The organism is Candidatus Paracaedibacter symbiosus (assembly GCF_000757605.1).
Lineage (GTDB): Bacteria > Pseudomonadota > Alphaproteobacteria > Paracaedibacterales > Paracaedibacteraceae > Paracaedibacter_A > Paracaedibacter_A symbiosus.
On the sequence record NZ_JQAK01000001.1, the window covers coordinates 1,559,902 to 1,581,913 of the forward strand.

The window sequence follows — 22,012 nt, forward strand, 5'->3', positions numbered from 1 at the left end:
AACAATGAGTCGAGAAAAAATTCTACAAGAAACGTTTTTAAATGGGGGCAATGCTTCATTTGTCATCGATTTATATCAGCACTTCTTAAAAGATAAGAATAGTGTGACGGCAGATTGGCAACAATTTTTTACCTCATTGAGTGCTGAAGAGCGAGATTATCTAGCCCTCGATGATCGCCCGCCCCTCTGGGCGAAGCCAAAGCATCAAGGTCAAGAAGCAGCTAATGGGACTGCTTCAGTTGATGAAATTCGTCTCTCGATTCGGGCCTTGATGTTAGTAAGAGCCTATCGGGTGCGGGGGCATTTGAATGCAAATTTAGATCCTTTGGGGTTGGAAAACAGGGGTCAGCATTCTGAGCTGAAAATGGAAGGGTATGATTTTACAGCCGAAGATTTAGATAAGCCATTGTTTTTGGATGGTGTGCTCGGTCTTATTAATCCTACCCTTCGGCAAGTTATTGACAAGGTGAAGCAAACCTATTGCGGAACTGTTGGTATCGAGTTTATGCATATTCAACATCCAGAGCAAAAAAGTTGGATTCAAGAACGTGTGGAAAGTACGTTAAGCACAGCCAGAGTTGATGCCGCCGATAAACTAGAGATTTTGCAGAATCTGGTTGCCGCCGATTCATTTGAGCGATTTTTACATGTGAAATATCCAGGCGCCAAACGATTTGGCTTGGAAGGAGGGGAAAGTTTAATTCCAGCCTTAAATGCGCTTTTAGAGCGCGCTAGCAATCAAGGTGTCGAAAAAATTGTCTTTGGTATGGCGCATCGTGGTCGCTTAAGTGTTCTTGCGAATATTTTGAAAAAACCGTTCCACATGATTTTTGCCCATTTCCAAGGAGGAGATGTGGATCCAAATTCCGTTCAAGGAACAGGGGATGTTAAGTATCACCTTGGCTTTTCCTCTATCCGTCAGATAAATGGCAAGTCCATGAAATTGTCATTGATGCCAAATCCTTCTCACTTGGAAGCAGTGAATCCCATTGTCCTGGGTAAAGTGCGGGCTGAGCAAGACGCTGGTGGTGACGAAGGGCGCTGCCGTATTATGTCTGTGCTCCTGCATGGAGATGCTGCTTTTGCAGGTCAAGGTCTCGTTGCAGAAACTTTAGAGCTTTCCGCCCTAAAAGGCTACCGGACAGGTGGGACAGTGCATATCATTACTAATAACCAGATCGGCTTTACCACAAGTCCGCCCCATTCACGCTCCTCACCTTATAGTTCAGATTTGGCCAAAGCAATTCAGGCGCCGATCTTCCATGTGAATGCGGATGATCCAGAAGCCGTTGTTTGGGTGGCAAGGCTGGCGGCAGATTTCCAACGTCAATTTGCCCAAGACGTAGTGATTGATCTTATTTGTTATCGTCGCCATGGTCACAATGAAATTGATGAACCAAGTTTTACCCAGCCATTAATGTACAAGGCTATTGCGGCGCACGAACCCACAGCTAAACTTTATGCGGCTCGCTTGACGAATTCGGGAAATGTTAGTGCCAATGTGGTTCAGGATATTATAACAAATTATGAGAGTGAACTTAGACAAGAGTTTGAGGGATTAAGTGCAGAAGTGACGAAGAAAATCATTTCTGATCCAGGCTGGTTGCAAGGCGTGTGGGAGAAAATTAAGACACCCGACAACAAAAATCCAATGCAGGATATGGCCCCAGAAACGGGTGTTTCGATGAGTTTATTAAAGGAAGTAGGTAAGGCTCTCGTTACTCTTCCTGAAAAACGTGTTCTTAATCAACGATTGGTCCGCCTTATAAAAACAAAAGCAGAGCAACTAGAGACCAGTGAAAATATTGCTAATGAGACTATTGCCAATGGGACTATTGATTGGGCAACAGGTGAAGCACTTGCTTTTGGAACTCTGTTAACTGAGGGGTATAAAGTTCGTTTAAGTGGCCAGGATGTTGGTCGTGGTACTTTTTCCCATCGCCATTCTGTCTGGGTGGATCAAGAAACAGAAGAAAAATACGTTCCGCTTAATAATATCAGTGCGACCCAAGCTAAGTATGAAGTCATCGACAGCCCCTTAGCAGAAGCTTCTGTCTTGGGTTTTGAATATGGTGTCAGCTTGGCTGATCCTGATGTGTTGGTTTTGTGGGAAGCCCAATTTGGTGACTTTGCCAATGGAGCACAAATGATTATCGATCAGTTCATTTCTTCAGGCGAGTATAAATGGAATCGTCTCTCTGGATTGGTGATGTTACTGCCTCATGGCTTTGAAGGCCAGGGCCCAGAACACTCATCGGCAAGGTTAGAGCGCTATTTACAACTATGTGCTGAAGGTAATATGCGGGTTGTCAATTGCTCCACGCCTGCAAACTATTTCCATGCATTGCGACGTCAGTTGCTGGGGCAAACACGCAAACCCCTCATTGTGATGGCGCCTAAAACGTTACTGCGACACAAGCATGCGGTGTCCTCCCTTAACGATATGGTGACAGGCACTCAATTCACACCGGTTTATCCTGAAAAAGTAGTCAAACCGGAGGAGGCCAAACGTGTCGTCTTGTGTAGTGGTAAAGTTTATTATGAATTATTGCAAGAACGCGACTCTTTAAATCTCAAAGATGTGGCACTGGTGCGATTAGAGCAATACTACCCCTTCCCAGAACAGTATTTGATTGAGGCGTTGAAACCCTATGCGCAAGCGGAATTTATCTGGTGTCAAGAAGAACCAATGAATATGGGAGCGTGGAATTTCCTGGATCGACGGTTAGATCATATTTTACGTCGGATCGGATCAAAACAGACTCAATTCTTTTACGCAGGGCGCGTGGAAGCAGCTTCACCCGCAACGGGGAATGGCAAACGCCATGAAGCAGAGCAGCTACAATTAGTCCACGATGCGCTTATCCGTGATGAAAAAAGCTTTAGTAAAATTTCAGTATTATAGTTGGAGACAAGAATGCCAGAAAATCGTGAAGTAAAAGTGCCACCACTTGGGGAATCCGTGAGTGAAGCAACCGTTGCCCGCTGGACGAAAAAAGCAGGTGAAGCCGTTGTGGCTGATGAAATTCTTGTGGAATTGGAAACTGACAAAGTGACCTTAGAAGTAACGGCGCCTGCTAATGGCGTTTTACAGTCAATCGCCCAGCAACAAGGAGCAACTGTTTTGGTGGGTGATATATTAGGAGTTGTTGAAGTAGGTGGTGTAGCCACAGTGGCACCAGCACCGGTTGCGCCTAAAGCAGAGGCCCCAGCTCTGCAAAGCCAACCAACATCGCTAGCCAATACGGATACTCTCTCTCCAGCTGTGCGCCGACTGGTAACAGAAAACAATCTCAAGCCTGAAACAATTGCCGCTACAGGAAAAGATAATCGCCTGACCAAGGCTGATGTGGTAACCCATTTGGCAACGGCAACAGCAGTGCAACCAATGGAAGTGCCAACGTATCACAGTGATAAGCAAGAAGAACGTGTCCGCATGACGCGTCTGCGCCAACGGATTGCTGAACGGTTGAAGCAGGCGCAAAACACCGCGGCAATTTTGACGACTTTCAATGAAGTTGACATGACCGCGGTCAATGCATGTCGGGCGCGGTATAAGGAAAAATTTGAGAAAAAATATGGTGTTCGCCTTGGTTTTATGTCCTTCTTTGTTAAGGCTGCGATTCAGGCACTGAAAGAAATTCCTGCCATTAATGCAGAAATTGACGGTGAAGATATCATTTATAAAAACTACTATGATATCGGTGTGGCTGTTTCAGCACCTCAAGGTTTGGTCGTTCCTGTGGTGCGTGGCGCCGATATGAGGTCTTTTGCTGAACTCGAAGCAAAAATTGGTGAGCTTGGGCTTAAAGCCAAAGATGGTAAGCTCAGTATGAATGATATGACGGGGGGCACCTTTACCGTTTCCAATGGGGGTGTCTTTGGTTCCTTGATGTCAACACCGATTTTGAATCCGCCCCAAACAGGTATTTTGGGAATGCACAAAGTCCAAGATCGCCCAATGGTCGTTGATGGTAAGATTGAAATCCGGCCGATGATGTACATTGCCCTTTCCTATGACCACCGACTGATTGATGGGCGAGAAGCGGTAACATTCCTGGTTCGTGTCAAAGAAAATATTGAAAACCCAGAACGCTTACTCTTAGAAATCTAGGAACTATAAAATGTCAGAAACAGTATTTGACCTCATTGTTATTGGTGCTGGTCCTGGTGGGTATGTAGCGGCGATTAAGGCGGCACAACTAGGCTTAAAAGTAGCAGTTGTAGATAAAAAACCACTTCCTGGTGGTACTTGTTTGAACATTGGCTGTATTCCTTCAAAGGCGCTGCTGAATACCTCACATAAGTATGTGGAAGCAAAAGATCACTTTGCGGGGCTTGGTATTAAAGTTGGGAACGTTGCCCTTGATCTCCCCACCATGCTTACCAATAAAGATAAAGTAGTGGCCGAACTCACCAAAGGCGTTGGTTTTCTCTTTAAGAAAAATGGGGTTACCTACATTCAAGGGACAGCAACGTTTCAAAACCCCACGACGCTTCAGGTCAATCTCGCCGCAGGTGAGACTGTAACCTACCAGGCAAACAAGATCATTATCGCAACAGGATCCGAACCAGCTTCTATCCCCGGTGTTGACGTGGATGAAACACGCATTGTATCGTCCACGGGCGCCTTATCTTTATCCCAAGTGCCAAAACACTTGGTGGTGATTGGTGGGGGGTATATCGGACTTGAGCTTGGATCTGTTTGGGCGCGACTTGGAGCTAAAGTGACTGTAGTGGAGTTTTTTGATCGCATCGTGCCGATGATGGATCATGAAGTAGGTACAGCGCTGCACAAGGCTTTAACCACTCAAGGGATTAGCTTTAAATTGCAGCATAAGGTGATGAAGATTGACACTAAAGGCAAAGAGCTTGAGCTTCACATTGCCTCTGCAACAGGGGAGAATGCGCCATCAGAGACCATTCGTTGCGATACTGTATTGGTGGCCACAGGGCGCCGGCCCTACACGCAAAACCTAGGGTTGGACACCATTGGCGTGGCGGTTGACGGTCGTGGCTTCATCCCAGTGGACCATCACTATCAAACGAGCTGTCCTGGTGTTTATGCTATTGGAGATGTGATTCTCGGCGCCATGTTGGCTCATAAAGCCGAAGAAGAAGGCATTGCCGTCGCCGAAATCTTGTGCGGCAAATATGGGCATGTCAATTACGATGTGATTCCGGCGGTAATTTATACCTCCCCGGAAGTAGCAAGTGTGGGGCTAACAGAAGAGCAGCTGAAAGCTCATGCTGTGAATTATGCGGTTGGCAAATTCCCCTTCCTTGCTAACTCACGTGCGAAGACGGTGCATGAAACAACCGGGTTTGCCAAAGTCTTAACCGATAAAGTAACTGACCGTGTGTTGGGCGTACACATTATTGGAGAACAGGCTGGTAATATGATTGCGGAAGCCACCCTTGCCATGGAGTTCCACGCATCTGCTGAGGATATTGCGCGTACTTGTCATGCCCATCCGACCTTTTCTGAGGCATTAAAAGAGGCAGCACTTGCGGCTTTCGATAAACCGATTAACATGTGAGAAGGCAGCCTAACCAGTTTTGGATGAGAAAGGAAAGATGTGGCACTTTATTCGGTCATTGCCTCTATTGATTTAAGTGTCTTGTCATTGTCCCAATTGATTAGTGGATCAATGACCGTTGGAGCTGCCGTTGTGGCAACCCCGCTGATTCGTAAATGGCGACAGCTGCGGCGAGACATTGATCAGTTGAAAGGGGAGCAAACCACCTTAAAGACCATTCTTGACACGGCAAATGAGGCTCGGTGCTGGTGGCAGGATGAAACGCAAGCGGTAGAAACAACCTATGGAATAATCCATCTCTTAGGTCTCAACAGTGACCAGCCCATTTTTTTACAAGATATTATCAACCAATTTGCCTCACAAGACGCCTTTAAACTCAATACGCTTATTGGAAATCTGAAAAAAAATCACGCTGCTTTTTCTGAGTGTCTGTACCTTATTGACGAGCAAACAATGATTCGCCTTCGGGGAGCAGAATTTGTTGAAAATGGGACTTGCTTTTGCGTCTTATCATTTACAGATGTGACCTCTGATCAGGCTAAAAGGGAAGAGTTAGAAAAAAAATTAGACCAACTAACTCAAAATTTTCAACGCCTTAGCCTGTTGGTCGACATGGTCCCTGTTGCGATTTGGTATCGTGGCAAAGGCAATAAAATTGAGTTTTGTAATCAGGTTTATGCAGGGATTCTCGACACAGTTCCGCGAAAGGTGGTTCAAGAGGGGCGTGAACTTATTGAAATAGAGAAAAGTAGTAGCCCTTACCAAATGGCCTTAAAGGCCGGAGTAACTGGCCAACCACAAGCAAGAAGAGCGCATTTGGTGATTGAAGGGCATCGCCGGATGATTGAAATTACGACAGTACCGCTTGTGGACAAGCATGAAAGTATTGGATACGCTCTCGATCTTACGGATATAGAAGAATCAGCTGCCGAACTGGCTAAACACATTGCGGCTCACCAGGAAGTATTGCATCACCTCTCAACACCAGTGGCGGTTTATGCGGCAGATACGCGGTTGGAATTTTTTAATCATGCTTATTTAAAGCTCTTCCAGTTTGATGAAAAATGGCTTTATCAAAAGCCCACTTATGGTGAGGTACTGCAAGATTTGCGCGAGCGACGCAAATTGCCGGAATATACGGATTTTGCTGTGTTTAAGAACGCACAACTTCAGATGTTCAACACTTTGATCACCCCTCTACAGGAGATGATGCATCAGCCCGATGGACATGTATTGCGGATTATGACCGTGCCTCATCCTCTTGGTGGTTTGTTGTTTATGTTCGATGACGTGACGGATAAGCTGGCGTTGGAACGGCGATATAACACCTTGATTGCGGTACAAAAAGAGACAATCGATAACTTGTATGAAGGGATTATTGTGCTGGGCAGTGATAATCGTTTGCGACTGTCAAATCAGGCGATTTCCCGGATTTTGGATATTGATCCGATTGAACTTGCTCCTGGCCGTCATGCTGGAGAAATCCTTTATGTGATTCGCCACAAGTTTGATAGATTTTCAGCGTGGGAGGAGTTTAGGCAGCGCTTGCTTGTTCTCTTTAATGAACGCAAAACCATCACCGATCGCTTGAGTCTAGCAGATCAAAGCATGTTGCAATATTCCTATGTCCCCTTGCCCGATGGCTCACATTTATTAAGCTTTTTGGATGTGTCGGATCGTTGGCGGTTTGAACAAGCATTGCATGAGCGTAATGATGCCTTGGAACAGGCCGATCGCCTCAAGTCAGAATTTATTTCCCATGTTTCTTATGAATTAAGGGCGCCGCTCAATACGATTGCTGGCTTTACTGAAATTCTGATGAATCAATATTTTGGCGCTTTGAATGAACGACAAATCGATTATTGCAATGGGATTAATGATGCTTCGCAGCGACTCCTCTCTCTCATCAATGATATCATTGATTTTGCCAGTGTTGAGGCGGGACAATTAACGCTGAAGATCCATCCTATTGATTTAAAGAATTTTTTGTCGAGTTTGATTGTTCTGATCTTTAACCGTTCTAACGATAATGGATTAGAAATTGTCTGTCATAATGATACGGAGATTTCTATTTTTTACGGGGATGAACGTCGTCTTAAACAGGCATTATTTAACCTGTTGGTCAATGCGATTAAGTTTACCCCTTCTGGTGGGAGGATTGACTTGATTGCTGAAAAGCATATGGGAGAAGATGGCGAAGAGATTTGTTTTATTGTCAAGGATACAGGCGTTGGCATCCGAACTGAAGATCAAGGGCGAATTTTTAAATTGTTTGAGACAACCACGGCCGGTCGCCAATATAATGGCACAGGCCTAGGTTTACCGTTGGTGAAGAGTTTTATTACTCTCCACGGCGGACGAGTCCAATTATCTTCTGAACCAGGACAAGGAACAACTGTTGTTTGCGCGATTCCCTTGATGACACACGCGTCTCCAAGTGAGATCATTAACTCTGCTTTTCCCATTTCAACCGAAATTGAGGTGGGGGAGATATACACATCATGAGGAGTACATAACGACTCAATCATGGCTGCATCATAAAGGGCACTGCTAAAATTCGCTAGTTGCTGGGAATCGTTAGGGATAAAGATAACCCCTTTCTCGTGGGTTTTTTGTTGTTTTTTTCTACTAGGTGCCAATTTCCTCATATGCCATAACTCTCGTTAACTAACCTCAAACTGAATGTGTTTAGAGCTTGTTTGGGATAACTGCTCCAGAACTTTTACGGCAATTTGACGATAAATTTTTGAGCAGAGGTGATCTGGTTCAAAGACGGTGATGGGCTTTCCTGTATCGGCACCAATGCGGGTATCAATATCGATGGGAATCTCTCCCAAAAAGGGAACGTCTAACGCCTCCGCCGTGAGTTTAGCGCCGGCATGATGAAAAATATGGCTTTGATGATGACAATTGGGGCACTCAAAAAAGCTCATGTTTTCAATAATCCCTAAAATCGGCACAGCAACACGCTGGAACATCGAAATCGCCCGTTTAGCATCAATCAAGGCGACATCTTGCGGCGTGGATACAATCACCGCACCAGAGACAGAAACTTGTTGGGTAAGGGTGAGGTGGGCATCACCTGTGCCGGGGGGCATATCAATCACCAGAATATCCACGTCCCAGTCGGCTTCTTTCAATAATTGAATGAGCGCGCCTTGCACCATGGGGCCGCGCCAAATGACAGGGCTGTCTGCTGGAATCATTAACCCAATCGATAATGCTTGAAGGCCATATTGGTTAAGTGGAATCAGTTTTTTTGCTGAGGTGATGCTAGGCTTTTCAGTTAAATTCAGCATTTGTGGTAGCGAGGGGCCGTAAATATCCGCATCTAAAATACCAACGCGCTTTCCTTGTTGTTGAAGAGCAATGGCAAGATTCAAGGCAGTTGTTGATTTGCCCACGCCGCCTTTTCCCGACGCGACGCAGATAATGTGTTCAACTTTCTCCAGTGTTAACTTGGTTTTTATCTTGGCGGTTTTTTCAGCCGTAATCCCACAAAAAATTTGATGTGTCGGAAATGTTTGTTTTAACCAGGACTCAACTTGTGGCAAGAGAGCCTGTACTTTGGTCAATAAAGACGCAGGCACCTCGAACATCAATTGCACTCTATCTTCTGTTATGGAAGGGACGAGCGCATATTTAAAGAGCGGTTCGTTGGTTTCTGGGATAGAAACCGTGTTTAAAAAGTCACGAAGCAGATCTTCTCGTATCATCTCTCTTGTCCTCATTGTTCGCGTCGCTGCTTTGTTATATAGTCAAATCAGGGAAAATTAAAATTAAGAATTTGGCTGCGTATACTTATTATGACCGAAAATACGAATTTCCATCGAGGGATAATCAAGGATTATCTCTCTAATTTCAAGGCAGCTATCCATAAAATGGCAGGAGGACCCTGGGGAAAAGGCCCTGGGGATGATGACAGCCAAAAGGACTCTGGTCCTTGGGGGAAGCCTTCCAATCAACAATCCAAAAAACCAATAAATATTGATGAGACCATCGATTTATTTCAACGGCGAATCAAAAAAACTTTTGGTCAAGGCGGTGGTGGCAAGGGGAGGCCTGAGTTGTCCTTATCCTTGCTTAGTTTAGGGATGGTGGCTCTTGCTGTTTTATGGGGCTTGACTGGGTTTTACCGCGTTCAAGAAGGTGAGCTTGCCGTTGTGACTAGGTTTGGGGAGATGGTTCGCATATCTTCGCCTGGCTTAAGATATCATCTGCCCTCACCTGTTGAAAACGTCATTATTACCAAAGTGGCTGCTGTTAATACCATTAGCGGTGGTCTGCGCGAAGGGCGTGGCAATGATGCTGAGGCAGAGCAAACTTTGATTTTGACCGGTGATGAAAATATGGTTCACACAGATTACACCGTTTTGTGGAAAATTAAAGATGTCACTGAATTCTTATTCACAGCACGTAATCCAGAAATCACTATTAAAGTAGCAGCCGAAAGCGTTATTCGTGAAGTGATTGGTCAGACAACAGCCAAGGCAGCGTTGACAGAAGGACGTGATACGATTGGTACAAAGTCGCAAACATTGTTGCAAAAATTAATGGATCAATACAAAATGGGGATTCAGATCGTCTCGATCCAGCTGCAAAATGTCGCGCCACCCCGCGACGTGATTGAGTCTTTTAACGGTCTTCAGGCATCACTGACTGACGCCGATCGGATGAGTAATGAGGCCCAGGGCTATAGCAATGATATTATCCCACGGGCAAGAGGTGAGGCAGAAAAGATCAAGCAGGATGCTAAAGGGTTTCGTGGAACAAAAATTGCTGAAGCAGAAGGGGAAGCCTCACGATTTGGCCAAGTCTATGAAGCCTATCAAAAGAACCCCCGCATTGCGATTAAGCGATACTACTTAGATGCAATGCAGCAAGTTTTATCTGAAACTAATAAAATTATTATTGATCCAAAAGTTGGCAATAGTGTTCTTCCTTATTTGCCGTTACGAGAAATGTCAAAGGAGGCAAAAAACGAAGCTGCCACAACTGCTAAAGAATCAGGAACAAAACAATGAAGAAATATTTAGGTTTTAGCCTTGTTACTCTTGGTATATTTGGGATCTTACTCGTTAGTTCTATTTTTACTGTCGATCAGCGAAGTCAGGTCGTTGTGTTGCAGTTTGGCGAGCTTAAAAGGGTCGTTGATACACCTGGCCTTAAGTTAAAAATACCATTTATTGAAGATGTGACATATTACGATAAGCGCGTATTAGATTTTGATTTACCGGCGATTCCCATTACCACCGGTGATCAAAAACGAATTGTGGTTGACACATACACACGTTATCGTATCAACAATCCAGTGGTGTTTTTCCGAACCATCAAACCTGCGGATGAGCAAGGGGCGGCGATGCGATTGGAGGCGCTGATCAGTAGTACGGTGCGTAATGTTATCGGTAAAATCCCATTGAGGAGCTTGCTGACAGAAGAGCGCGCCAAAACCATGGAGCGAATCCACCAAGAAGTTAAATTACTGACGGAACCTTTGGGAATGGATGTTATTGACATCAGAATCATTCGAACGGAACTTCCTATTGAAAACCGTAAAGCTGTTTTTTCGCGTATGAATTCTGAGCTGGAGCGGATTGCCAAAGAAAATTTGGCGAAAGGCGCAGAGCGAGCACAAACCATTCGTTCTACAGCTGAAAAAGACCGAGCGATTATTTTGGCTGAAGCACAAAAAGAGGCACAGAAAATAAAAGGGGAAGGCGAGGCAAAAGCCTTAGAAATTGTTTCTTCGACTCTTGGTAAAGATCCGGATTTTTATACGTTTTATCGCTCACTTGAAGCCTATAAGAAGACATTGAAAAGTGACTCGATAATGATTCTATCAACTGAAAGTGAATTGTTTAAGTATTTCAGCAATCCGGAAAAAAATGTTCGTTAGAGAGTTATGCTTAAAATACCTGAAGCAGCCGGTTTTTGGCTTGGTTACCTTTGGGCTCACTTATCAATTGGCGCTCGTTAAAAAGAAGTGACTCTTTACCATGCGCCACGATAAAAGTGGGCTCAAATCTGCTGGCCATAACCTGGTCTCTTCAAGTATTCTGGATGTATGGAAAATAAAAGAGGGGTAAATATATGATGAACTGCAAAAAATTAGGGATTTTTCTGGCCTTACAGCTAACAGTTGGTGTGGGACCATTGGTAGCAACCGAGGCGCTGGCTATTTCCTCAAAGCCTGTAAAGGAAGAAAAGGTAACAGAAGCTGCTAAGGCTAATGATAAGGCAGCACAAGACGCTGATAAAGCTTCTGAATCAAAAACTGATAAGAGCAAGTCCCTGGCTGAAGTAAAGTCAGACGCGAAGACTGAAATAACAGCTGCGGCAAATCAGCTAAATGCTAAGTTTGATCTGGCTGGAGGGTTCTCCGCTATTGCTGAAAAAGTACTTCCAGGAGTGGTGAATGTTTCCACAACGCAAGTGATTGAAGGCCGAGATAAAAGTAATATGCCTCAATTTGCGCCAGGGTCGCCGTTGGATGAACTTTTCAAAGATTTCTTTGATCAAATGGATAAACCACGCCGCGTTCAATCTCTCGGGTCTGGTTTTGTTATTAAAGTAGCTGTTAAAGATGGCGCCACGATTGCTTACGTGGTGACTAACTATCACGTGATTGCCGATGCTAAAAAGATTACCGTGATTACCCATGATAATGTAGAGCTTGAGGCAACGCTTCAAGGAATAGACGAGCGTACTGATTTAGCTGTCTTGAAAATTAATTTGGATTCTGTTCCCGAGGAAAAGCGTAATATAATCCCTTTAGAGTGGGAAGATTCCTCTCAGTCTAAAGTGGGGGATTGGGTCCTTGCTTTTGGGAATCCATTCGGTTTAGGCGGCACTGTAACAGCGGGGATTCTCTCAAATATCTCCCGCAATATCGATTTAAAACCCGATGCACGCAGCCGCATTAGTGAATATGTTGATAATTTTTTCCAACATGATGCCTCCATCAACAAAGGCAACTCAGGTGGTGCATTGGTTAATTTGAAGGGTAACGTGATCGGAATTAACACAGCTATTTTCTCCCCTAGTGGTGGTAATGTTGGGATTGGTTTTGCAATTCCAGCGTCTTTGGCTTCTGAAACTGTTAAGCAGCTCATTGAGTTTGGTCGCACGAAGCGTGGTTGGCTTGGGGTTCGCATTCAGAATGTGTCTGATGACATGGCGGAAAGCTACGGTCTTGGCAAGGCAAGGGGGGCGATCGTCGCTAGCGTTACCCCTAAGGGACCTGCCGTGGAAGCTGGTATTGAACCAGGAGATATCATCCTTCAATTTAATGGTAAAGACATTAATGAGAAGAATAGACTTTCTCGGATTGTGGGTGAAACTGAAGTGGGCAAATCCGTGCCAGTAAAATTGTGGCGTAAAGGTAAAGAGGTAAATGTTACCGCAAAATTGGGCGAATTTGAAACATCGACAGATAGCTCAACCAGCGAACAAAGCAAAGGGACAAAGTCTCCGTCAACTGAATTGACAGAGGTATTGGGACTCAAGCTTTCTAAACTCACTGCCTCGCTTGCACAGCAATTCCAAATTGGCGAAAATGTAGAAGGTATTGTTGTCGTTAATGTTTCATCTGACAGTGCGGTTGCTTCTTCTGGTCTGCGCCCAGGCGATGTGATCACTGAGGCCAATCAAACGCCAATAAAAAAACCTGAAGACTTCATTAACCAAATTGAGGAAGCGAAGAAAAATAAGCGCCAAAATATGACTCTGTTAGTGAATCGTCGCAGTGATATGGTGTATATTACCATTAAATTGGAAGACGATCTGAAAGATAAAACACCAGCAAAGGGTGATAGCTAAATTGCCTTATTGTTGATGAGGCTCTTTCTTTATTGTCACTGGGAGCCTTCCCTTAGAGGGGGGGCGATCTCTTGCAACTGGAAAGGGAGATTGCTACGGAGTATTTTCTCCTCCCAGTGACAGTTTGGAAAAAGAGCAATGAGGATGTAATATGAATCATTTGATTATCAGATATTTAAAGCAAGCTTTCTTGATTCTCATCATCGTGCTCTTGACCGGTAGAATGAGTATTGCGGAAGAGGAGGGAGAAGTAAGCCCAAATTCTCAGCAACAAATGTCTGAAATCCTTGATGTTTTATCGGGCCTTACGGGGAAAAAAACAGATAATAAAACGACAAAAAATCTAACCCAATCAATTAAAGTTTCAGATCTCAAAACAGCAATTCAAATTTTGCAAACTAAAAAAGATCGTGATCAGGTGATTAAAGTCTTGTCAGCTCTTGCCTATATCCAGGCTGAAAACGAGAAGAAACAGTCAATTCCAGGGCAATTTACTGATTTTCTCACTTCCATTATTGATACAACTTCTGAATTTTTATTGGATAGTTTGAGACTTATTGCCAAGGCACCAGAAACCTTTACCCAAATTGCGCATAATCTTTCCGAAAAAGAGCAACGCCAAAAATGCATTGAATATTATGCTGACAGTTTTAGTCGCCTTTGCCGTTGGAGCTGCTGTTGAAAATATCATCCGGCGGATGATGGCAAAATTTAAATTTTATCGGCCCAAAACTTACACGCTTTATAACTTTCCGCAGCATATTTTCCGCAACAGTTTGCCAGTTATTTTGTTTGGTATTTCAGCGTATAGCGTTCTTTTCTACTATCCCATAGCCTCAGGCGATGCATTGGACACCAGTTTTATGTGGGTGACAGCCATTGTGATGATTCGCACTTCTTTTATGGTATTACGGATTTTATTTGCCTCACGCCATATGCGAGCAACGGAGAAAAACCGTCAATCGTATATTTCTTCCTATCAATTTGCCTTAGCGATTGCGCAAATTTTAGTGACAGGAATTATCTTTGCAGAACTTGGAGTAATTCTTGGGGCGGGTGATCAGATCTACCAAGTCTGGCTCAAAATTTTAAGTTTTGGAGTGACGAGTTTACTGATCCTTGCGATTTGGAAGATCCGTTTTTGGGGTATAGCTAAGTTTGAATTTGAAGATGAAAACTGCTCAAATCTCGCAATGATGGGCATTAAGCTTGTGCAGCTGCTAGGTAACTATTGGCATTGGTTTATTTCTTTTGCCTTAGTGTTAAGCTTTTTCCTTTATTTTATTGGGATGACGACGCACAGTTTATTTGTTGCTAGTGCTACGGCGCTGACAGTATTTATAACGGCGATCACTTTATGGCTGCGAAATGCCTTGAAAAAGCTGCATAGCTGGTTAGAGCGCAAAGTCGCCGAAGAAGATAGTCGACTTTTCCTGTCGTTATCAGCCCAACCTAGAATGGCCTTAATTAATTTCTTACAATTCCTGCTTCACACAATTTATATTATTTTGTTATTTCAAACATGGGGGGCGGATCCCTTTGGACTGATTGCCAACAAAACTGTCCATCCTTATTTGGCAAGCGCTATTTCGATTGTATTGATTGTTGCCATCATTCGCCTTTTATGGATTTGGACGAATTACATTGCAACGAGTCATATTCAGGCAAAAGTAATTAATGGCCGGAAAATTGAACCAAGCTTATTTGCTAAGACCATTACTCCCATCTTACAAAGCGTTGGCCATTGGGTACTAGCAATTACGGCGATTATTTTGATTCTAGAAGAAGTGGGCATTCCAATTATGCCAATCATCTACGGTATCAGCGTGATCGGTATTGCTATCAGCTTGGGTGCGCAAAGCCTTGTTAAAGACTTAATCAATGGTATCTTAACGTTGATGGAAGGAAACATTGCCGTTGGGGAAGTGGTGGTTATTGGACCGCATACGGGAACCGTTGAGTCACTCTCTTTAAGAGGGGTTTCCTTACGTCATTCAACAGGGGCCTTGCAGACGATTCCTTTTTCGGAAGTGTCTAACATTATCAATAAATCGCGGGATTATACCTCCATTACTATTGAGCTTCCCTTTCCCTATGAGACAGAAATGAGCAAAGTGCGTGAAGTGTTGCAGGCGGCTTATAATGATACTATCGCTGATCCTTTCTTCCAACGGATGGTGATTGATCCTGTGAGTATTGCAGGGATTGACCGGTTTACAGATGCTGGCTTTGTGATAACTGGCTCCATTCGAATTAAACCAGATCCTAAAAACCGATTTGTTCGCGCGTTTAATCAAAAACTAAAAACCTATTTAGAAACGGAAAAAATCACTCCACCTAGTTCAGCGCAAACGGTGATTATTAATAATACTAAAGCTGAAGTGACGCCGGCCGAAAAATAAAACTGATAGAGGAGGGGTGGGTACCCTGTTAGAGGCACCTATTTTTCTGAATTACTATTCTCCAGAGTCAATCTTATATAGTAATGCATCACCTGAGCGGAGGGTTTCCACTGTATAACATAATGCCTTTGCTTGTACTCGTAGTTTATTAATAATGGGGTACAAAATGCATGCAAGCCTCTGATGATGTTTGTGCTTCTTGTAAAACAATTAGCTCACCAGTGGAGTCAGTATTTGAAGTTTCTGTGTGTCCTTTAGGAATTGACCTACTCCCTCTCGCGGGAGGGACAGCAATACCTCAGGATTCAAAGGCAGGAAGTATAATTGATTCCAAACTTTTAGTGGAGGAAGCAAAATCAGCAGGGATTCCATCACCGTTCTGGAGGGCGACCCTAATAACTGATACCCAGAACTGCGAGTTATTAGCGGGTTATTAGAACGTTAAGAACAAAGATAACAACCATTAGGGAGGTATTTTTCTCCCTTACTGTCGTATGCTAAATCCTTGTAAAGAAAATGTCAGTTTTCCCATCCAATTTATTATACGTCACTTTTTTTCGGAAGGTTCTGGCTCATCAGCTAAGCGTTTAGTTGCTAGAATGCAAAAATCAACTTTACCTTCCGGGCAATTTTGCCGGCAAGCTTGTCCCAAACCAGGATCAACCCGGCAGCGAATTGCTTTGCAGGAATCTTTACAAATTTTAGTCAGCAGAATTAAGCCAGCCCTTTTTTGTGGATCTTCAACAGACCCTGATTTTTGGTCAATCACCTCTTTAACAGATTCATTGATTTCAAAAAGCTTTTCTACCAATGGACGATTTTTGACTTGTTTAATATTTCTTAAAATATGTTCCTTGGAATAGATTGGCCAATGGGTAATGTCTTCCACCTTGAAATAGGTCATAACGGCAAGGACGAGGAACACACCAAGGACTAAAAAGGGGAGTATATATTTTCTTTTATTTTGGTACATTGACATTTGTCCTCTTTTTACCTTAAGTTTACCATGTTAACCTTTAAACCAAGGTTAACATTTTTTTCTTGATTGTGAGTAGCACATTTACCAGATAACAACAAGATACACTGAATTCACATGTGCTACAAAAGCATAAAAGGGAGTATAATGATGGGAGCAGAATTTGGGTTTACGGTGAGCGCCGCGGCGAGTATCGCTGTTTACTTGTTTATTATGGTTATTTCCACAGAAGGCCTTTAGATCTACAGAAAAGCCTAGGGCCTTCCTAAGCAAGGCCCCAGGAGCGAACCCGTCCTGTATCTACATGGACAAAAGTCGCATAACGGCCGACTCCACCCACTTTTAGAGATTTGGCAGCGTGTTGAACTTGCTTTAAACTGCGCCCTGGAATCACAATATCTGCTGCTTTGCCACATAAGTGCTGACTTTTTTTGGCAACACCTGAACTTTGGGAAGCAAGGATTTTGTTGGTTTTTGGAGAACGATAGCCAGAAATTAGATGAATCGGCTCTTTCGTATCCACGAGGTCTGTGATCGTCGTCAGTAGTCTTAATAATTCTGGGTCAATGGCATGGACATCACCCGTACGATGGTCTCTGAAATGATGATTAATCGTGCGTAATTGTTCTTCGATAAAATTCCCCTCCGCCCAAAATACATGATTTTTTAAAGTCTCACCAGTATGCGTATTATGGAGAGAGAGAGCAAGTTCCGGTCCTTTTATGATAGGGGCTGTAGGTGGTGTCGCCAGTGCAAACCCTTCAGGCAATGTTGGCGCAGAGAGACGTTTGGGGATAAGAAGACCTGACCCTGCCACAATAGACATCAATCCAAGATGGCTAAGCGATTGTAAAAAACGACGGCGTGAGGTAGATGCAGTTACAATTTCCTCAATCAGTAGACTGTTTGCTTGAGACATAATTTCCCCCCTCTTTATGCTTACAGTAGTTTTATTAGGCTTGGAGAAAACAGCCTTCCCCGTTAAGAGAGGGCTGTTTTTTAGGGCCTATAAGAGACCCAAAACATTAACGGACGCCGAAACAGCTGAGAATGCTTGTGGTGATGCTTGAAAAGAATGATTTAACTTGAGTAGTTGCTGCATTCCAGACAGTGGCTGCTTTGTGTTTAAAGCTTGGCTTCTGCGCATTTGCTTCCAGTTCTCGTTGACCATAATACTGCTTAGCAATTTCGGCATTAACGGCCGCAGCTTCTTTAATGCTTTTTACACGCACCATTCCCGCTTCCTGCTTATCAAGATTTTCGTAAAGCAGATTGCCATCAACTTTAGCATCCATCACACTCTTGCTTAGGTCTGAGGTTTCAAGATCATCAAAAGGAGAGAAGCATAGACTTTTTGTCATAGACATACTTCCTTCCATTGAATTAATCTCTATGATTAGATCAGAGCTTGTGTAATTTGCAAAAGCTGTTCCTTGTAGAAGAACTGCTAGTATAGTTAAACTAAGTAGTTTTTTCTTTTTCATTTTTTTTTCCTCTATAGTCGCTGGTTGCGAATAATGTAATTAAGAAGCCGAAACTTCTCACTTAAGCAAGGTCTCTTTTTAGGAGAACAATGCTTAAGAGGGCTAGTGGTTTTCCACTATTTTTTTGCTTGTTGCTTCGTAATCTTAGCAACAGCTTGTTTTTTCTCTTTTATGAGCTTCTCATACAATGGTGTAAAGCTATAGAATAAGTCATGATCTTTCGCTAATTGTGGCATTTGAGATATCATCAATTCTTGGAGCGCATGTTCATTTTCAACAAACTCTAACACCTCAGCTTCAGAAAGTGTTTTCTTTTTGAAGTCGATGATCGCCTGGTGAATTAAGTTAATTTCTTCATCTGTCATAGCGAAGATATTTTTAATGCGTTCACCTTTGTGCACCATATTTAAAATTCCGGCTAGGTATACTTTATTAAAGATTCCTTGCTCAGACTTAGTTGTTGGAATGGACGCGTAGCAATCAAGATCATAGGCAGTCACCTCAATGTCGCCCTTATCACCGCCAGGAATGATTATGGGGGTTGGCACAGTAATGTCAGCCTTTTCGTTTCCGCCAATACGATTCAACATAACAAACTCGTCTGTTGAATAGTTCAAGCTGTTGAAGTGGATATTCTTTGCCAACAAGTAGGGATAAAAACCATTTGTCATGATTATGGAGTAAACAAGAGTTCGTTCCTGCGATCCTAAGAATCCTTTTAATTGATTTCTGAAGTTCTGACCGATAGGGAGATTGAGCAACGCGCGATCTTTAAGCCATTCTGCCTGAACCATAGCCAATTTTTTTTGCTCAGGATTATAGCCTGGTAGTGAGTTGTGTTGAGACTCATCTAAAATACTATTTTCAGCCATTTTTTTGAAATTAGGAAGGTTACCTTTTGCATTCTCATAAGCCCAGCGCACAACTTCATCCAAATTCAATTCTTTGGTGAGTTGAGTCGCATAATGACGCAAAATATTAGATTTATTTTCAGTTACTATTGCTTCAACTTGCTTTTTGATTATGGCAAGTTCTTGCTCTTTTGCTTGGATTTTCAGATCACTTTGTTCTAGATGCTCCTCAATGTCTCGTTGAGACATATGACGATGCAGCTCAATCAATTCAATATCTGACAGACCAAAACCAAGAGAAGAATCTTTTAATGCTTGAAATTCCTCTTTATTTTTAGGGACATAGGTGGAACCAAAATGCTTGATATACTGAACTATCATCGCCTCTAGGAACTCTCGTGATTCCAAGAATTGTTTTACTTCCTCCTCAGTTGCCTTTTTGTCAAGGTATGTTTGGAAGAAGCCCGAGAGAAAGTGAAAATCTTTCGTTGCACGCTTTAAAATATCAAGATCCTTGTGGGAAAATGTTTTTAGGTGAGAGGCAAAGTTATTTTGAACAGCTTTTTCAACGATAATGTAATCGAGTTCAAATTGTTCTTCCCAACCAGAGCTGCCAGCAAATTGATAGGCACCAGCAATATCGGCTGGAATTTCATGGTGATATAAGCGGTAAGTATTAATAAGGTTCTTTTCAGCCTTTTCCTGCTGCTCTTTTTGCTCTTTACTATACGTGCTAAAGTTTGTTTTTTTGCTTTCTTTCCACTGTTTGACCACTTCAGAAACACTCTGTTTAATTGCATAGGATGGATATTTTTGCAAATTCTGCAGCAAAAGGGTGTCTTCTGAAGTTAACGTTTTGCCTACTTCTAACTTGGCTAGAATTCTACCCAGGAGGAAAGAGGCATAGTCGTCATTTGTTTGCTCAGCAATCACGGGAGGACTTGGTTGAGCCGATGCCAACACTCCTTTAATAAGAGCGCCAATATAGGATACTTTGGATAAATCATTGAGAACAGCTCGGGCTAACCCTTCTTCATGCTGAATAGCTTTGTGATAGTAATCTCTCAAGAAAATATCCTTTTCAGCCTCAATTGGCATAGCATTTAATCCATAGAGATAGTGTTCACCTTTGCTTTCTGAGAGAAATGAATCAAGGTAATATTTTGTATATAATTCTTTGTGTTCTTCAGCATAGTCAACGAGCGTTTTAGTAATAACTTGAGTTCCAAAAATCGTTGCATAATATCCGCCTACTGCAGTGAAAGGCGCAATGAGCAATGCATTTGGCCCAAACAATAACGTCGAACCGGTTATTCCGGCTGTCGTCAAGATAGTACCTACCGTATTCCCTTGTGGAACAACTTTACGTTGCAGTTCTAACGTTAACTCTTCCAATGCTTTGTTAAACATTGGGAGCATGATTTCAGTTACGGCATTGCGTAACATATGGGTCACGCGAGGTTCCAAATATGTCCAAATAGAGGATAATTCTTTTTCTAAAACTTCCTCATTGACATCTTCAAAAATAAATGAGTTTGAGAGTGATTCATTTGTCTCTTCCATAAGAATGGATGAAGGGAATAATGGTTCAGATATTTGATCATTTGTTTCTTGCTGTACCGCGGGGGACTCTTTGAATTCAAGCGCTTGCGGTGATTGAACCCCAGTTGAAATAACACTGTTTGCGGCAGTTGCGGCCACATTTTCAGAGGTTGAGGTTTTTTCGCGGGGGGTTGATTGTTTCCAACTATTAAGAATATCGGTAATAGACCCTTTAACCGTTTTTCCGGTGCATAGCTTGTAACATTTTAAAATATATTCAATGGTCAGTTCGTCTATTTTGCGCACAACATAGTTGCGAATAGGGGATGCATCTGCCAGGCTTAGCATCACACCTTTTAAAGGAACAGCATCAGGTACAAGGGCGCCTAAGAGCTTTTTAAAGACCGATTTGTCCTCATATATTTTTAGCTTGGTCCCTGTTCTGTGATCATAGGCATAAAGCGGTTGCTTCATGATGAGCCCTTCAATTGCTGTACAGAAGATGTTTTGTACATTTTCAACGAGGGGACGCAAAGCCTCGACATTAAACTCACTGCTATCTTGCTTGCCATGAAAATATTTTTTAAAGAATTGTTCAGATGTTGACTTCATACTGGCTTCAAAGAGTTCAGTTATGACAGTGCCAACATCTCCATGAGTAAAACATTTTTTGCCAGCCTCATAACAAAAAACCGAGCTATCTTTAAATTCAGTCAACCGTTGCTTCGCGTTATCCCAAAGTCGGTTACCAAACCCGCGGTCGGACATAGCCATTTGAGCATGCGGGTTTTTACCAGCTAAATAGTTAAGAATGTCTTGTTGTTCCGCAGCAAAAGTTGAACCTGTTAAAACGCTTCCAGCAAGTAAGATATTGAGGAGATTTTTTCTCATAATGTTACCAATTCATTGAAGTTGGGATGTTGTTAACGCAAAATACGGTTAACTAATCTATTAAAAGGTATATAGGAACCTTTTTTTCTTTGTACAAGTAATTTTTGAAACAATTTTTACGGCCATATGAATTTTTTGGTGAGTTATTAAACAAAAAATTTATTTTTACGACTGTTTCGCCTCAATAATGAAGACCTAGCCGCAGGCATAGTATAATGAAGGGGAATAGTGAACTGTAGAAGTTTTATGAATGCCAATTTGGAATAATAAATTGCGTACCATCTGGATTTGCAGGCACGCCTTATCGTCTTCAACCGCTGTTTCCATATAAGAATCTTTAAAAGCTGACGCAGTGCTTCCCCATATTCATAGTCTTTGAGTTCTTTATCCTGATAAAACTCAATAACATTAAGAGACTTAGTCGCTGAAATTGGAATAATGCTGATCAACACCAAATTGTAAGGATAAAACTCAATCATCGTATTAGGGTAAACGCTAAACCAGTTGA

Annotated in this window: 15 protein-coding genes; 10 read left to right on the forward strand and 5 right to left on the reverse strand. The window is 42.7% G+C overall.

The window, feature by feature from the left end:
- The first annotated feature begins 4 nt into the window (after positions 1-4).
- From IG80_RS0107145 to IG80_RS0107160, 4 genes are read left to right on the forward strand one after another with little or no spacing between them, the layout of a single operon-like run.
- The gene (locus tag IG80_RS0107145; protein WP_052046196.1) at positions 5-2,905 is read left to right on the forward strand and encodes a 2-oxoglutarate dehydrogenase E1 component; all 2,901 of its coding nucleotides are present in this window, start codon (positions 5-7) and stop codon (positions 2,903-2,905) included.
- Positions 2,906-2,917: 12 nt separating this feature from the next.
- Positions 2,918-4,114 carry a 2-oxoglutarate dehydrogenase complex dihydrolipoyllysine-residue succinyltransferase gene (odhB, locus tag IG80_RS0107150; protein ID WP_032113120.1) on the forward strand — a complete coding sequence of 399 codons (1,197 nt, stop codon included), beginning with the start codon at positions 2,918-2,920 and terminating at the stop codon, positions 4,112-4,114.
- Between the two features lie 10 nt (positions 4,115-4,124).
- Positions 4,125-5,540 (forward strand): dihydrolipoyl dehydrogenase, encoded by a 1,416-nt coding sequence (gene lpdA, locus IG80_RS0107155; protein ID WP_032113121.1) that lies wholly within the window; start codon positions 4,125-4,127, stop codon positions 5,538-5,540.
- A 39-nt stretch (positions 5,541-5,579) separates the two neighbouring features.
- Positions 5,580-8,045, forward strand: a complete 2,466-nt coding sequence (locus IG80_RS0107160; protein WP_052046197.1) for a PAS domain-containing sensor histidine kinase — start codon at positions 5,580-5,582, stop codon at positions 8,043-8,045.
- 158 nt (positions 8,046-8,203) lie between these two features.
- On the opposite strand, the gene IG80_RS0107165 is transcribed toward IG80_RS0107160, so the two are convergent.
- Positions 8,204-9,256, reverse strand: coding sequence for an Mrp/NBP35 family ATP-binding protein (locus tag IG80_RS0107165; RefSeq protein WP_075553167.1), 1,053 nt, complete (start codon positions 9,254-9,256; stop codon positions 8,204-8,206).
- A 90-nt stretch (positions 9,257-9,346) separates the two neighbouring features.
- On the opposite strand from IG80_RS0107165, the gene hflK reads away from it, so the two are divergent.
- The 6 genes from hflK (at position 9,347) to IG80_RS0107195 (ending at position 16,197) form a co-directional block, all read left to right on the forward strand.
- Positions 9,347-10,564 carry an FtsH protease activity modulator HflK gene (hflK, locus tag IG80_RS0107170; RefSeq protein WP_052046198.1) on the forward strand — a complete coding sequence of 406 codons (1,218 nt, stop codon included), beginning with the start codon at positions 9,347-9,349 and terminating at the stop codon, positions 10,562-10,564.
- On the forward strand, positions 10,561-11,436 hold the full coding sequence (gene hflC / locus IG80_RS0107175; RefSeq protein ID WP_032113122.1) for a protease modulator HflC: 876 nt from the start codon (positions 10,561-10,563) through the stop codon (positions 11,434-11,436). The genes hflK and hflC overlap by 4 nt, the downstream gene beginning before the upstream one ends.
- 194 nt (positions 11,437-11,630) lie before the next feature.
- Complete coding sequence (locus tag IG80_RS0107180) at positions 11,631-13,358, forward strand: Do family serine endopeptidase (RefSeq protein ID WP_052046199.1); 1,728 nt, start codon at positions 11,631-11,633, stop codon at positions 13,356-13,358.
- 151 nt (positions 13,359-13,509) lie between these two features.
- The gene (locus IG80_RS0107185) at positions 13,510-14,040 is read left to right on the forward strand and encodes a hypothetical protein (protein ID WP_032113123.1); all 531 of its coding nucleotides are present in this window, start codon (positions 13,510-13,512) and stop codon (positions 14,038-14,040) included.
- The gene (locus IG80_RS0107190; protein ID WP_032113124.1) at positions 13,997-15,760 is read left to right on the forward strand and encodes a mechanosensitive ion channel family protein; all 1,764 of its coding nucleotides are present in this window, start codon (positions 13,997-13,999) and stop codon (positions 15,758-15,760) included. Before IG80_RS0107185 ends, IG80_RS0107190 begins: the two co-directional genes overlap by 44 nt.
- 170 nt (positions 15,761-15,930) lie before the next feature.
- Positions 15,931-16,197: a hypothetical protein gene (locus tag IG80_RS0107195; protein WP_032113125.1), complete on the forward strand. Its 267-nt coding sequence runs from the start codon at positions 15,931-15,933 to the stop codon at positions 16,195-16,197.
- A 110-nt stretch (positions 16,198-16,307) separates the two neighbouring features.
- On the opposite strand, the gene IG80_RS0107200 is transcribed toward IG80_RS0107195, so the two are convergent.
- From IG80_RS0107200 to IG80_RS0107215, 4 genes are all read right to left on the reverse strand, one after another.
- A complete protein-coding gene (locus IG80_RS0107200) occupies positions 16,308-16,739 on the reverse strand; it encodes a hypothetical protein (RefSeq protein WP_156962086.1) in 432 nt (143 codons plus the stop codon).
- A gap of 262 nt (positions 16,740-17,001) precedes the next feature.
- On the reverse strand, positions 17,002-17,655 hold the full coding sequence (locus IG80_RS0107205; protein WP_198027258.1) for a YcbK family protein: 654 nt from the start codon (positions 17,653-17,655) through the stop codon (positions 17,002-17,004).
- Positions 17,656-17,761: 106 nt separating this feature from the next.
- Positions 17,762-18,220, reverse strand: a complete 459-nt coding sequence (locus IG80_RS0107210; protein WP_032113127.1) for a hypothetical protein — start codon at positions 18,218-18,220, stop codon at positions 17,762-17,764.
- Between the two features lie 116 nt (positions 18,221-18,336).
- Entirely contained in the window at positions 18,337-21,504 is a 3,168-nt protein-coding gene (locus IG80_RS0107215) for a hypothetical protein (RefSeq protein WP_032113128.1), read from the reverse strand.
- Positions 21,505-22,012: the final 508 nt, after the last annotated feature.